Here is a 13,009-nt window from a genome sequence, read left to right on the forward strand (position 1 = left end):
CCCAAAATTGTTATTTAAACCGGAAGGCTTCTTTTATGAGAATATCTTCATTTCTTATGGGAGAATAAAAAATATCACGTTATCTGAGGACGGTATTCTGGTTATTTCCCTGGAGAAAAAACCGTTAAAAATCAGCGTCAGAGAATTGGATGATTTGGAAAGAATCTATCACTTTATGATTGAAAATCAATGAATTAAGATTATGCCAATAAATGAGAAATGACTGAAAGATAATCAGCGCCATCTCTACCGGTTATTATCCATGCAATTTATGCTGTCATTTATCTGAATTGTTTCATAGATGTCAAAGGTGAAAATAATTATCAGTTGCGTTTGTTTTCCTCAATATATTTATTGTTGTTTAGCCCGGAAACAATATGTTAAGGTTGCGCGGTCATTTGGGGAGTAGCCAATTCCTGACGCTCTTTTTATCAGGAATGTTCGTGTCAACATGCTCGTTTTTCTTAAAACGTGGTGCGAACGGCCAGACAGGCAGGCGAGACCATATGCACGCGATCTATTATCTGGTTGGGGGATAGATAGCGTGATATGGAGAAACGCCCCGCCGAGGCTATTTACAATGAATCTATCAGCAACTTTAATTCTTGCCTTTGGCATGTCCATGGATGCTTTCGCCGCTTCAATCGGTAAAGGCGCCGCCTTACACAAGCCTCGCTTCAGCGAAGCCATCCGTACCGGACTCATTTTCGGTCTCATAGAAGCCATTACGCCTTTGATCGGTTGGGGCCTCGGCTTTTACGCCAGTCGCTTCATCATCGAGTGGGATCACTGGGTCGCGTTCAGCCTGTTGTTTATCCTAGGCGCACGCATGATTGTCGAAGGATTCAAAGGTGAAGACGCCTCGTCTCAATCTGGAAAAATCCGCAAACACGGTCTCTTCACGTTAGTCTGCACCGCTATCGCCACCAGTCTCGACGCCATGGCGATAGGAGTGGGACTCGCTTTCTTGCAGGTCAATATTGTTCACACCGCGATGGTGATTGGCTGCGCCACCATGATCATGGTGACCTTCGGGATGATGATCGGCCGGTACGTCGGACCGTTGCTCGGCAAAAAGGCCGAGATTATGGGAGGCGTGGTGTTGATTGGTATCGGCTGTAATATTCTCTACAGCCATCTGTCCAGCCTGGCCTGATAGATAAGGCAGGTGTAGCGACTCTTTCGCTCGCCTGCCTATCCACTACCGCTACAACTTGCGGTGAGTGCGAATCAGAAAATCCGTTTCACATTCAAACAACGATTCTGCCATTAGTGATGCCATTACCTCCGGCGTCGCTTTCCACGCAAAAGGTGTCATCTGCAACAGTGCCGCGGCTTCCTCTCCCGTCAGCGATAAGGTGTAGCGAAGCGTTTCCGTGTTCTCCAGCTCAAATCCCACCAGCGTTTCTTCCTTCATCGGATGTAGTTTTACATCTCGATAAATGCGTTCTTTCAGCTGATATAAATGCCGTGGCCCTGGGGAGACCATCATCACCACACCGCCCGGCTTCACGACGCGCTCCAGCTCTTTATCGTTACACGGGGCGTAGATCTTCAATACCGCATCTAATGAGTGCGCGTTGAACGGCAAACGCTGACTCGACGCAACGCAAAAATTCACCTGACGGTAGCGGCGAGCGGCACGTTGAATCGCGACTTTCGAGACATCTAAACCAAACACCTGTACGCCACCATCCGCCAGACACGATGACAATGCATCGGTGTAGTACCCTTCGCCACAGCCAATATCCAGCACCGACTCAACCTGCCCCGTCAGTTGGTTCGTCAGCGCATCGCAAAGATGATGACGTAGGGGCAAATAATGGCCTGCATCCAGAAAGGCGCGACGGGCTTGCATCATCTCCGCGTTGTCTCCGGGTTGTTTCGAGCGTTTGAACTGCACCGGGAGGAGGTTAACGTACCCTTCTTTCGCGCGATCGAAATGGTGCTGTCCGCAGGTCCAGCGGGAAGGTTCTGGTTGGAGGGGCTGATGGCATAGGGGACATTGATACGGCGCAGACGACATCTTGTTACCTTTTTGTTGCATACTTCGGCTTACGACAAAAACAAAAAACCCGCATCGAGGCGGGTTTTATTACGCAGAATTTGTAAATTACAGTGCAGTTACGTTTACTGCTGAAGGACCTTTCTGGCCATCCTGAATTTCAAACTCAACGTTCTGGCCTTCAGCCAGAGTTTTGAAGCCGTTACCCTGGATTGCAGAGAAATGTACGAATACATCTTTGCTGCCGTCAGCCGGAGTAATGAAGCCAAAACCTTTAGACTCGTTGAACCACTTAACCTGACCTTTAATCTTTGCCATTTCAATATTTCCTTTAAACGTTCTAGACCGCCCGAGGGCGTTGTACAGATAAACTTGAGTCGTTGCTGCTAGAGGCACCAAAGTAAGGATCGACAGAGAAGTGGTATTCAACGTGAACGTTAGTACTCAAGACTTCTTTACGGAAAATGCCATTCATATACAGAACTGAACCTCGTTTCATCCAAATGCGTTATCACATACTCTGTGATCCTTGGCAAGCCATTTTTTACCAATGACCGGCATGACGCACAAATTCGTATATTTCATGCTTTATTCGCATATCTATTTCTAATAGCTGGCATTATTAGTGCGCAGTTTGATGATAAAAATGAATACGCGGAATAACCTTACTTTGGCTAACATTATTATGGCACCCTACCGTGAGGTCGCCACCATCCTGATTAATTAATTTTTTATTATTGGGAAAGACCACAAAATGTGATTGAACATGAAAACATCAGCCACGAAAAGCGCTAACACTCAGCCTCTGGTTTTTAATTCATCCCCCCACTTCCTTGTCTGCTTATATACGCGACTCCATCTCACACCTGATGCCCTCGATGTCTTTTGAGGCCAACATTCTCGCATTTCGATAACGAGCTATAAAAGCCCGTGTCATTAGATTCGTGAGTTTCATGACGCTGACGGCGATGACGTCTTGTTGTGGGGTCAGGGGCCAATGACTGACTTCTGCATCCGAGGCTATCGGCTCACCACAACCACACAAAGATTGTAACATTTTACGATATTCATTAATCTTGCGCTAACCTCATATCGGATGCCGATGCCCTCTGCGACGAGCGCTTTGGTCGGGTTTGCTGACCGACGATGGTTCAGAATTTGAAGAGATTGACACCTTTCGGGGAGCATCATACCATCCATTAAATGATAACAATTATCATTTAAACAATTAAGTCAGCCTCTGAGGATCTCGAATGAAGCCGTTCCGAAACTGTCTTGCCTTCTCGTCTCATGCCCTCATCGGGATATTTTTCAGTGTATTCACCTTAGCCCCCGCGCACGCGGCGGAGAAATTTCGTGTCGTCACAACCTCTACGATTATTCAGGATATGGCCCAAAACGTGGCTGGCGATGCCGCTACGGTGGTTTCCATCGCTAAGGCGGGCGCGGATATCCACGATTATCAACCGACACCGAGAGACATCGTCAAAACCCAGTCGGCTCAGCTAATTTTGTGGAACGGGATGAATCTGGAGCGTTGGTTCACACGCTTTTTCGAGAACATCAAAAACGTGCCTGCCGTGGTGGTAACTGAAGGCATCACACCTCTCCCCATCAGAGAAGGCGCCTACAACGGCAATCCGAATCCTCACGCCTGGATGTCTCCTTCCAACGCACTGATTTATGTTGAGAATATCCGACAAGGGCTGGTGAAGTACGATCCCACCCATGCCGCGATTTATAACGAGAACGCCCGCGTCTATGCCGAAAAAATCAAAGCCATTGACGCCCCGCTGCGCGAACGACTCGCTCGCATTCCCGAGGATCAACGCTGGTTGGTGACCAGCGAAGGTGCGTTTAGCTACCTCGCCAAAGATTATCAGCTGGGAGAGATTTACCTGTGGCCCATCAATGCCGATGAACAAGGCTCGCCGCAACAGGTCCGCCGGGTTATTGATCAGGTTCGTCAGAAGCACATTCCGGTGATTTTCAGCGAAAGCACCGTGTCCGATAAGCCCGCACGTCAGGTCAGTAAGGAAACCGGGGCCAGATATGGCGGTGTTCTGTATGTCGACTCCCTGTCTACGCCGGACGGCCCTGTGCCCAGTTATCTGGATCTGCTTCGCGTTACGGTGGATACCATAGCGAAAGGATTCGAACGATGAGCCGATCAGCCGCAGCAGCGCTCGGTCCGCTGTCATTGGACGTACAGTCAGTTTCCGTCACCTATAACAACGGCCATCAGGCCATCCATGATGCCTCTTTTTCGTTGACCGACGGCACAATTTGCGCGCTGGTCGGCGTCAACGGCAGCGGCAAATCCACGCTGTTCAAAAGCATTATGGGGCTGGTGAAACCCACCAGCGGCGCGGTACAGCTGAATCAGCAACCTATCTCTGTCGCCCTGAAACAAAACCTGGTCGCCTATGTACCGCAAACCGAAGAGGTCGACTGGAATTTCCCAGTGCGCGTTTCCGACGTCGTCATGATGGGACGTTACGGCAAGATGAACTTCCTGCGGATACCGGGGGCGAAAGATAAAGCCCTCGTCGCGGAAGCGCTGGAGCGCGTCGGGCTGTCCGCTCTGCGAGATCGCCAAATCGGCGAGCTGTCCGGCGGACAGAAAAAACGTGTTTTCCTCGCGAGAGCGTTGGCTCAACAGGGCCGCGTTTTATTGTTGGACGAACCGTTTACCGGCGTGGATGTTAAAACAGAAAATGCCATCGTCGACCTGCTACGCGCCCTTCGGGCTGAAGGACATCTCATCCTCGTCGCCACCCACAATCTCGGTAGCGTGCCGGAGTTCTGCGACCACGTCATTTTGGTCAACCGCACAGTGCTTGCCGCCGGCCCCACTCACAGTACCTTCACCCAGTCTAATCTGGAGAAAACCTTCGGCGGCGTACTTCGCCACATCAATTTGGGGGGAACCCACCTGCACGATGATGACGATAGTCGCTGTGTCACGGTACTGACGGATGATGAGCGCCCGGCCGTATTCTATGGCTCCACGAAAAGCGATCCGCCGACGTTCAGCCAGTTGCCGGGGGAGAAAAAAACGCCATGAGCGAATTACTCCTTCCCTTTAGCTACGACTATATGCTGAAAGCCATCTGGGTCAGTGGCATGGTCGGTGCCGTCTGCGCATTTCTTTCCGCCTATCTGATGCTGAAGGGCTGGTCTTTAATGGGCGATGCACTGTCACATTCGGTCGTTCCCGGCGTCGCCGGCGCCTATGCGTTGGGCTTGCCTTATGCCGCTGGCGCATTTTTCAGCGGGATGCTGGCCGCGTTGGCTATGACATTTGTCAAACACCTGACACGCCTGAAAGAAGACGCCATCATTGGCTTTATCTTTTCGACCTTCTTCGCCGTCGGACTGCTGATCATTTCGCTGAACCCAACATCCATCAACGTGCAGTCGATTATCTTCGGCAATATTCTCGGTATCGCCGATGAAGACGTCCTGCAAGTGCTGGTCATCATCACTATCACCTTCATTATCTTGTGCCTGCGTTGGAAGGATTTGCTGGCCGTGTTTTTCGACGAAAACCATGCCAGCTCGATCGGTCTGTCGCCGATGAGGCTGAAAATATTGTTCTTTACCCTGTTGAGCGCCTGTACCGTCGCGGCGCTACAAACCGTCGGCGCGATTTTGGTGATCGCGATGGTGATTACGCCGGGCGCGACGGCCTATCTGCTGACCGACCGGTTTGGTTACCTGATTTTGATCTCTATCGCGGTGGGCACGCTGACCAGTGCGATAGGCGCTTATGTCAGTTTCTTCCTCGACGGCGCCACCGGCGGCATCATTGTCACGCTACAAACGCTGGTGTTCCTGATCGCCTTTGTGTTTGCGCCGAAACATGGTCTGCTGGCCGCGCGTCGCCAACGGCGGCAGGCCAGCCGGGGAGAGCACGTATGAGTTTGCTTCACTGGATTATCGACCCACTGAGTTACCCCTTCATGCAACGTGCCCTATTGGCTGCGGTGATCACCGGCGCCGTTTGCGCGGTGCTGTCCTGTTATTTGGTGCTAAAGGGCTGGTCGCTGATGGGAGATGCGATTTCCCACGCCGTGCTGCCGGGGATTGTGCTGGCCTTTTCGCTCGGCATTCCACTGGCCATAGGCGCGTTCGCCTCAGGCCTGTTTTGCGCGGTCGCCACCGGGTATGTAAAAACCCACTGCCGGGTGAAAGAGGATACCGTCATGGGGATTATTTTCTCCGGTATGTTCGCGCTGGGACTGGTGATGTTTGCCCGCGTCGACAGCGACCAGCATCTCTCTCACATCCTGTTTGGCAACGTGCTGGGGATTTCATCGGATGATCTGTGGCAAATCGCCATTATCGCTGCCGTCACACTATCCATCGTGCTGCTGCGCCGCCGGGACTTCATGTTGTACTGCTTCGACCCTAACCACGCCCGAGTGATAGGACTGCCGGTAACCTGGCTGCACTATGGGCTGTTATGCCTGCTGTCGCTGACTATCGTCGCCTCATTGCAGGCCGTTGGCGTCATTCTGGTCATCGCTATGCTGATCGCTCCCGGCATCATCGCTTATATGATCTGCAAAACGTTTGACCGCATGCTGCTCGTCGCCACGGCCGTATCGGTTTTATCGTGCGTTTCAGGCACGCTGGTCAGTTTTTATATCGATGGCGCGACCGGTCCTTGTATCGTCATTATTCAGGCATGTTTGTTTGCTGCCGCATTGAGTTACCACCAAATACGTTCTCGCCGCCCGCGCGTCAGCGCCTAATCGCACAAATTCAGACCGCCGACCGTGACAAGAGATTGCGGTTGGCGGTATGGTAAGTCCTACGCTTCTTTTTTAACCACAACACTTCAATACCCTACCCGCCGCCCGCTCAAATCGAAACAACGGCCGACGGTGACAAATTTCAGAGGACACAACTCACACACGTAACGATATAGCGCATCATTCCAACAGGAGGTTTCTCTATGTGGCACTCGATCGGTCAATTATTGGCAGAACACCTGGGGCCGGGAGAATTACAGGATCGCAGGGAACTGCCGGGCGGGGAGATTCATTCCGCAGGGTATCTTCGTTACGGCAAGCACGATGTCTTCATCAAAAGCGACACCCGGGAAATGTTGCCAAAATTTCGGGCGGAGGCGGAACAACTTGAGCTGCTGGCCCGCAGCGAAACGGTACACGTTCCTCAGGTGTATGGCGTCGGCAGCCATCGTGACGTCAGCTTTCTTCTACTGCAATACATTGAATTTAAACCCTTGGATGCGCACGGCGCATGGCGCCTCGGCGAACAGCTGGCACGCCTGCATCAGTGGAGCGAGCAACCTCAGTTTGGTTTCGACTTCGATAACGATCTCTCCACCACCCCTCAGCCCAATGCCTGGCAGCGCCGCTGGTCCAGCTTCTTCGCCGAACAGCGTATCGGCTGGCAACTGCAGTTGGCCGCAGAAAAAGGGATGTCTTTCGGCGATATCGATACGTTGATTTCAGCCGTAGAACAAAAACTCTCAGGCCACCAGCCGCAGCCTTCGCTGCTGCATGGCGACTTGTGGTCGAATAACTGGGGAAACAGCGCCAACGGCGTATATTTGTTCGATCCGGCCTGCTACTGGGGAGATCGGGAGTGCGATCTGGCGATGCTGCCGCTGATGCCTGCGTTACCGCCGCAAATCTACGACGGTTATCAACACGTCTGGCCGCTGGAAAAGGGATTTGTGGAACGACAGCCGATTTATCAGATTTACACGCTGCTTAATCGGGCGAATCTTTTTGGCGGGGCGTTTATCGCGGAAGCTCAACGGGCAATTGATGCCCAATTACATACCGCGGATTCGCGTTGACGGAGTGGGCCTCGCCCACTCCCATTCTCGTCGTCAGGCAATCAGACCGATGACTTTTAACACGACATAGCCAATAGCGGCGACGATGATCGGCAAAATGTACAGCGGGAAGAACTGCAGCAGAACGGTGTGACGAGGAAGTTTGACCCGGGTTTCCAGCTCTTCACGCGTTTTCCCGTCATTGCCTTTGGCGTTTTCCAGGATCATCTGGTCTTCCAGACCTTCACGAATATGCTTCACCTGCCGCGAAAGACGCGCGCCGGACACCTGCAACGCCAGCCCGACAAAGATCAGGATATAAATGAGCCAGAACATCATGGTCGGCGAAGCAAAGACGCGGCTAAAATCCGGCACCGGCGAGTTATACCAGAAGAGGTTGAGAAACGGTGTGTTGAAGCGAAGCACTTCCACAACCAAATGCAAAAAGTCCTGCATCACCCCATTTATCCCCTGCTTCCTCTCCGTGAAGTCATAAATGACATTCGCCAGAGAAATGATCGTTGAAAGCACGGCCGGAATAAAAATGATCCATCCCGCGATACGTTTAACCACGGCGATGAGGCCTGCCTGTTGATACGTCATGAGTTCCCCTTGATGAGTGACGCAGCCTAAATATCTCAATGAGATAACACTTAGTGTAGACACATAAAAACCCGTTAGCAGGGTACTTCAGGTTTCCATTGAGTCAACGTTTTCTTAAGGGATGACCTTTTGAAGCAATGATTTAGCATCTAACTGGTTTATAATTGCCACTCCCTTTGATTGTCCCCACCACAGGAGCCCAACCCTATGCCTGCTATTTACCCCATCGACGCGGCCATTTTTGACATGGACGGATTGCTGATTGACTCCGAACCATTCTGGGAGCGCTCCATACATGAAATCATCAGCGGATTGGGCGTGGATATGTCATCAACCGACGGCATGCCGGACCTGCTAGGTCTTCGCATCGATATGGTCGTTGCGCTCTGGTATCAGCATTCTCCCTGGAAAGGCCCCAGTAAAGAAGAAGTCACCACCCGCATCATCAAACGCACTATTCAGAGCGTGGAAGAAACACGCCCTTTATTGCCGGGCGTGGAACAGGCTTTGCAGCTGTGCCGCAGTCAAAATCTGAAAATTGGACTGGCTTCCGCCTCGCCGCTGTTTATGCTGGAGCAGGTATTGGAGATGTTTAATCTGCGCGGTTACTTCGACACGCTGATGTCCGCCGACCAACTGCCTTACAGCAAGCCCCATCCCGAGGTCTATCTGCGCGCCGCACAAGCGCTGGAGGTTTCCCCTCTCGCCTGCGTCACGCTGGAAGATTCAGTCAACGGCATGATCGCGACCAAAGCCGCCCGCATGCGCTCTATCGTCGTTCCCGCGGCAGAGATGCGCAATGACGCGCGTTGGGCATTAGCTGACGTCAAACTAGAGTCGCTGCAACAACTGACCGCCTCCCACATCTCCTGAACCACATCGCGGTGCTCCGTCAGTCTGGAGCACCCGTTCATCCCGTTTATCTCCAGCACCGCGTCATCCTTTTTTCCTTACAAAATGCAGGGATGTGTTCTCCGTAGCCTAAACCGGTTTTAACAGGTATATCAAACTGTTAATGAGAATGAATTTGCTTCTTCTTTCACATTTTTTATCTCACCAATATGCTACGCTTACTATCGATATGCCACCAATACAACGGAGATGGTTTCATGATGATGAAAGCAGCAGTCGCAAAAGCCTTTGGACAGCCTCTGGTGATCGAGCAAGTGCCGGTGCCGGAAGTGGGTCCAGGTCAGATATTGGTTAAAATTGTCGCAACCGGCGTGTGCCACACCGATCTCCACGCCGTAGAAGGCGACTGGCCGGTTAAACCTAATCCGCCCTTCATTCCGGGCCACGAGGGTGTCGGACACGTGGTGAAAATCGGCGCAGGCGTCACTCACCTGAAAGAAGGCGATCGCGTGGGCGTTCCCTGGCTGTATTCCGCCTGTGGGCACTGTGATTACTGTCTGGACGGTTGGGAAACGCTGTGTGAAAAACAGCAGAACTCCGGCTATTCCGTTAATGGCAGCTTCGCTGAATATTGCCTGGCCGATGCCAATTACGTCGGTATTCTGCCGGACGACGTCGAGTTTAACGAAATCGCTCCGATTCTTTGCGCAGGCGTGACGGTTTATAAAGGTCTGAAAATGACCGATACCAAACCGGGCGACTGGGTGGTCATTTCCGGTATCGGCGGTCTGGGCCATCTGGCGGTTCAGTATGCTAAAGCGATGGGCCTGAACGTTGCCGCCGTCGATATTGACGACAGCAAGCTGGAGTTCGCCAAACGTCTTGGCGCGACCGTCACCGTCAACGCCAAAAACACCGACCCGGTAGCGTATCTGAAAAAAGAAATCGGCGGCGCGCATGGCGTACTCGTCACCGCTGTCTCTCCGAAGGCGTTCGAACAAGCTATTGGTATGGCCCGCCGCGGCGGCACCATTGCGCTGAACGGTCTGCCGCCGGGCAAATTCGACCTGTCGATCTTCGACATGGTGCTGGATGGCATTACCGTGCGGGGCTCCATCGTGGGGACACGTAAAGATCTGCAGGAGTCACTGGATTTCGCCAGCAAAGGCAAAGTGAAAGCGAATATCGCCGTCGAACCGCTGGAAAATATCAACGACATTTTCGCACGTATGCATGCCGGTAAGATTGAAGGCCGTATCGTCGTCGATATGGCGTTGTAATCATCACTTCCCCGTGGGTTCGCCACGGGGATATTTCATCTTTGTCACTTCGACGTCCCTTTTCCCCTGACCGCCTCGCTAAATCTGCCCAAATGCGCCTGTTAACAGGGCTTGCTGTCACAAAGAGTTACGCCGTCACGTCTTTCACCTCTCCTCACATTATTTTATACTGTATAAAATGACAGCCTCCTGAGATATCGCATGACCGCCGAAGGCCACCTTCTATTCGCTGTTGCCAGCGCCATATTCGCCAAAAAAGCAGAGCTTTCTCCCGCGCTTGCGGCCGGAGACTGGTGGCACATCATTCCTGCGGCCATGTTGACGTCTCTGCTGCCGGATATCGACCACCCCAAGTCGGTACTCGGTCAACGCTTGAAGTGGATATCCATTCCCGTGGCGCGCCTGTGTGGACATCGCGGCTTCACCCATAGCCTGTTGGCGATTATCGCCGGGCTGTATTTTATCCACACTCAGCTCCCCGCAAGTTGGCCCATTCCGGGCGACGTCTACCACGCCATGATCGTGGGCTACCTCAGTCATATCGTGGCCGATATGCTGACGTCCGCGGGCGTGCCGCTGCTGTGGCCGTGTCGCTGGCGATTTCGCTTCCCTATATTGCAAAGCCAAAAAGGCAATCAGCTTGAGCGAATGCTGTGTTCAGGCCTCATTATCTTGTCTTTATGGCAGCCCCAACGGTCGCTGGAAAGTTGGAACTATCCGCAGCCAACAAAATGGCTTCAGGGCCTCAGTTTGCAGCTCCACCAATTACTCACGCCGCAACGCAGCACTCTGCTGCGTTTTTAGGTGCAACCTGCCCTGTTTCCCGGTAACACCCACCGATAAGACCTGCTATTCTAGCGCGCCTGTCTCCCCACGCCGGGGAGCAAGATAAAAGATAACCAACGAGGGAGAAGTGGAGATGAATTTTCCGCTCATACTGAATATTATCGTTTTCGCCCTGCTGCTCATTGCGCTGAGTTTCTGCGGTAATGCACGCTGGAGTCTGGCGAAGAAAGTCCTGCTGGGTCTGGTACTCGGCGTCGTATTAGGTTTGGGAATGCACCTGGTCTACGGCAGTAACGCCCCGGTCATTGCCCAGTCGATTGCCTGGTTCAATATCGTCGGCAATGGCTATGTCCAGCTGCTGCAGATGGTTGTGATGCCGCTGGTTTTTGTGTCTATTCTCAGTTCGGTCGCCAAGTTGCACAATGCCTCATCGCTCGGGAAAATCAGCCTTCTGACCATCGGTACGCTGCTTTTCACGACGTTGATTGCCGCGCTGGTCGGCGTCTTCGTCACCAACCTGTTCGGGCTGAACGCCTCGGGACTCGTACAAGGGGCTCAGGAAACGGCCCGGTTGTCAGCCATTGAAAGCAACTATGCGGGTAAAGTCGCCGATCTTTCGGTGCCGAAGTTAATCCTGTCGCTTCTTCCCAAAAACCCGTTCGCGGATCTCACCGGCGCGAGTCCGACCGCCATCATCAGTGTGGTCATCTTCGCCGCTTTTCTGGGTGTCGCCGCGCTCCAACTGCTAAAAGACGACGCTGAGAAAGGCCAACGGGTTTTGATTGCCATTGATACGCTTCAGGCTTGGGTCATGAAGCTGGTGCGGCTGGTGATGCGTCTGACGCCTTACGGTGTGCTCGCGCTGATGACCAAGATGGTGGCCAGCTCAAACCTGCAGGACATCATTAAGCTCGGCAGCTTTGTGGTTGCCTCTTATCTGGGGCTGGCCATCATGTTTGTCGTCCATGCTCTGCTGCTCTCAGTGACCGGCATCAATCCTGCGCGCTTTTTCCGTAAGGTTGGCCCGGTACTGTCATTTGCTTTCACTAGCCGCTCCAGCGCAGCCACGATTCCGTTAAGTATTGAAGCGCAAACCCGACGCCTCGGCATTCCCGAGTCTATCGCGAGCTTCGCTGCTTCCTTCGGCACCACTATCGGCCAGAACGGGTGTGCGGGACTGTACCCTGCCATGCTGGCGGTCATGGTCGCGCCAACGGTCGGCATCAACCCGTTGGACCCGGTGTGGATCGCTACGCTTGTGGGCATCGTGACCATTAGCTCCGCTGGCGTCGCTGGCGTGGGCGGTGGCGCAACCTTCGCGGCGCTGATCGTCCTGCCTGCGATGGGGCTCCCGGTAACACTGGTGGCACTGCTTATCTCGATCGAACCGCTGATTGATATGGGGCGCACCGCGCTGAACGTCAGCGGCTCTATGACGGCAGGAACGGTAACCAGCCAGTTACTCAAGCAAACTGACAAGCAGGTATTCAATTCACAGGAAAACGCTGAATTAAAGCAGCAATAAGTCTGATAGCACGCGTTTAAAAACGAAAAAGCCGAACATGATGTTCGGCTTTTTTATTCCTCAGTCCTGCATTAACTCTGAGGGTGGGTATCGTATTCCTGACAGCTCTGGAAGCCTTTATTCAGGACATGCCCCGTTTCATC

14 protein-coding genes and 1 pseudogene are annotated in these 13,009 nt (G+C 52.7%); 11 read left to right on the forward strand and 4 right to left on the reverse strand.

Features of this window, described 5'->3' with window-relative positions; translation table 11 throughout:
- Both Q7O77_RS07790 and mntP read left to right on the forward strand, forming a co-directional pair.
- Positions 1-193, forward strand: a 193-nt coding sequence (locus Q7O77_RS07790; RefSeq protein ID WP_304165270.1) for a DUF986 family protein, incomplete at its 5' end; no start/stop codon positions are given.
- A gap of 387 nt (positions 194-580) precedes the next feature.
- Positions 581-1,156 carry a manganese efflux pump MntP gene (gene mntP, locus Q7O77_RS07795; protein ID WP_304165273.1) on the forward strand — a complete coding sequence of 192 codons (576 nt, stop codon included), beginning with the start codon at positions 581-583 and terminating at the stop codon, positions 1,154-1,156.
- A gap of 51 nt (positions 1,157-1,207) precedes the next feature.
- On the opposite strand, the gene rlmA is transcribed toward mntP, so the two are convergent.
- From rlmA to Q7O77_RS07810, 3 genes are all read right to left on the reverse strand, one after another.
- Positions 1,208-2,047, reverse strand: coding sequence for a 23S rRNA (guanine(745)-N(1))-methyltransferase (gene rlmA, locus Q7O77_RS07800; protein ID WP_304165275.1), 840 nt, complete (start codon positions 2,045-2,047; stop codon positions 1,208-1,210).
- A gap of 66 nt (positions 2,048-2,113) precedes the next feature.
- Positions 2,114-2,323 (reverse strand): transcription antiterminator/RNA stability regulator CspE, encoded by a 210-nt coding sequence (cspE, locus tag Q7O77_RS07805; protein ID WP_005968829.1) that lies wholly within the window; start codon positions 2,321-2,323, stop codon positions 2,114-2,116.
- 22 nt (positions 2,324-2,345) lie between these two features.
- Entirely contained in the window at positions 2,346-2,480 is a 135-nt protein-coding gene (locus tag Q7O77_RS07810; RefSeq protein WP_085652505.1) for a DUF2627 domain-containing protein, read from the reverse strand.
- Positions 2,481-3,336: 856 nt separating this feature from the next.
- Here Q7O77_RS07810 and Q7O77_RS07815 point away from each other — a divergent pair.
- From Q7O77_RS07815 to Q7O77_RS07835, 5 genes and pseudogenes are all read left to right on the forward strand, one after another.
- Positions 3,337-4,170, forward strand: a pseudogene (locus Q7O77_RS07815) (metal ABC transporter substrate-binding protein); the annotation flags it as partial.
- Complete coding sequence (locus Q7O77_RS07820) at positions 4,167-5,072, forward strand: manganese/iron ABC transporter ATP-binding protein (RefSeq protein ID WP_085652492.1); 906 nt, start codon at positions 4,167-4,169, stop codon at positions 5,070-5,072. The pseudogene Q7O77_RS07815 and the gene Q7O77_RS07820, both read left to right, overlap by 4 nt.
- Complete coding sequence (locus Q7O77_RS07825) at positions 5,069-5,929, forward strand: metal ABC transporter permease (protein ID WP_304165415.1); 861 nt, start codon at positions 5,069-5,071, stop codon at positions 5,927-5,929. The genes Q7O77_RS07820 and Q7O77_RS07825 overlap by 4 nt, the downstream gene beginning before the upstream one ends.
- On the forward strand, positions 5,926-6,765 hold the full coding sequence (locus Q7O77_RS07830; protein ID WP_304165418.1) for a metal ABC transporter permease: 840 nt from the start codon (positions 5,926-5,928) through the stop codon (positions 6,763-6,765). Before Q7O77_RS07825 ends, Q7O77_RS07830 begins: the two co-directional genes overlap by 4 nt.
- A gap of 203 nt (positions 6,766-6,968) precedes the next feature.
- Complete coding sequence (locus tag Q7O77_RS07835) at positions 6,969-7,841, forward strand: fructosamine kinase family protein (protein ID WP_304165421.1); 873 nt, start codon at positions 6,969-6,971, stop codon at positions 7,839-7,841.
- A 33-nt stretch (positions 7,842-7,874) separates the two neighbouring features.
- Here Q7O77_RS07835 and Q7O77_RS07840 read toward each other — a convergent pair whose 3' ends face one another.
- A complete protein-coding gene (locus Q7O77_RS07840; RefSeq protein WP_085652496.1) occupies positions 7,875-8,423 on the reverse strand; it encodes a YniB family protein in 549 nt (182 codons plus the stop codon).
- Positions 8,424-8,630: 207 nt separating this feature from the next.
- Between Q7O77_RS07840 and hxpB the strand changes: the two genes are divergently transcribed.
- The 4 genes from hxpB to Q7O77_RS07860 all read left to right on the forward strand — a co-directional run bounded on the left by hxpB (position 8,631) and on the right by Q7O77_RS07860 (position 12,866).
- Positions 8,631-9,296, forward strand: coding sequence for a hexitol phosphatase HxpB (hxpB, locus tag Q7O77_RS07845; protein WP_304165425.1), 666 nt, complete (start codon positions 8,631-8,633; stop codon positions 9,294-9,296).
- Between the two features lie 242 nt (positions 9,297-9,538).
- Positions 9,539-10,555 (forward strand): alcohol dehydrogenase AdhP, encoded by a 1,017-nt coding sequence (adhP, locus tag Q7O77_RS07850; RefSeq protein ID WP_304165434.1) that lies wholly within the window; start codon positions 9,539-9,541, stop codon positions 10,553-10,555.
- 201 nt (positions 10,556-10,756) lie between these two features.
- Positions 10,757-11,359 carry a metal-dependent hydrolase gene (locus Q7O77_RS07855; protein ID WP_304165429.1) on the forward strand — a complete coding sequence of 201 codons (603 nt, stop codon included), beginning with the start codon at positions 10,757-10,759 and terminating at the stop codon, positions 11,357-11,359.
- 115 nt (positions 11,360-11,474) lie between these two features.
- Complete coding sequence (locus tag Q7O77_RS07860; protein ID WP_304165432.1) at positions 11,475-12,866, forward strand: L-cystine transporter; 1,392 nt, start codon at positions 11,475-11,477, stop codon at positions 12,864-12,866.
- Positions 12,867-13,009 lie beyond the last annotated feature (143 nt).

It is taken from the genome of Lonsdalea britannica, assembly GCF_946477055.1.
Taxonomy (GTDB): domain Bacteria; phylum Pseudomonadota; class Gammaproteobacteria; order Enterobacterales; family Enterobacteriaceae; genus Lonsdalea; species Lonsdalea britannica_A.

Coding starts and splice junctions, on each gene's coding strand:
- mntP (WP_304165273.1), top strand. CDS start 581: ATGAATCTATCAGCAACTTTAATTCTTGCCTTTGGCATGTCCATGGAT.
- rlmA (WP_304165275.1), bottom strand. CDS start 2,047: ATGCAACAAAAAGGTAACAAGATGTCGTCTGCGCCGTATCAATGTCCC.
- cspE (WP_005968829.1), bottom strand. CDS start 2,323: ATGGCAAAGATTAAAGGTCAGGTTAAGTGGTTCAACGAGTCTAAAGGT.
- Q7O77_RS07810 (WP_085652505.1), bottom strand. CDS start 2,480: ATGAATGGCATTTTCCGTAAAGAAGTCTTGAGTACTAACGTTCACGTT.
- Q7O77_RS07820 (WP_085652492.1), top strand. CDS start 4,167: ATGAGCCGATCAGCCGCAGCAGCGCTCGGTCCGCTGTCATTGGACGTA.
- Q7O77_RS07825 (WP_304165415.1), top strand. CDS start 5,069: ATGAGCGAATTACTCCTTCCCTTTAGCTACGACTATATGCTGAAAGCC.
- Q7O77_RS07830 (WP_304165418.1), top strand. CDS start 5,926: ATGAGTTTGCTTCACTGGATTATCGACCCACTGAGTTACCCCTTCATG.
- Q7O77_RS07835 (WP_304165421.1), top strand. CDS start 6,969: ATGTGGCACTCGATCGGTCAATTATTGGCAGAACACCTGGGGCCGGGA.
- Q7O77_RS07840 (WP_085652496.1), bottom strand. CDS start 8,423: ATGACGTATCAACAGGCAGGCCTCATCGCCGTGGTTAAACGTATCGCG.
- hxpB (WP_304165425.1), top strand. CDS start 8,631: ATGCCTGCTATTTACCCCATCGACGCGGCCATTTTTGACATGGACGGA.
- adhP (WP_304165434.1), top strand. CDS start 9,539: ATGAAAGCAGCAGTCGCAAAAGCCTTTGGACAGCCTCTGGTGATCGAG.
- Q7O77_RS07855 (WP_304165429.1), top strand. CDS start 10,757: ATGACCGCCGAAGGCCACCTTCTATTCGCTGTTGCCAGCGCCATATTC.
- Q7O77_RS07860 (WP_304165432.1), top strand. CDS start 11,475: ATGAATTTTCCGCTCATACTGAATATTATCGTTTTCGCCCTGCTGCTC.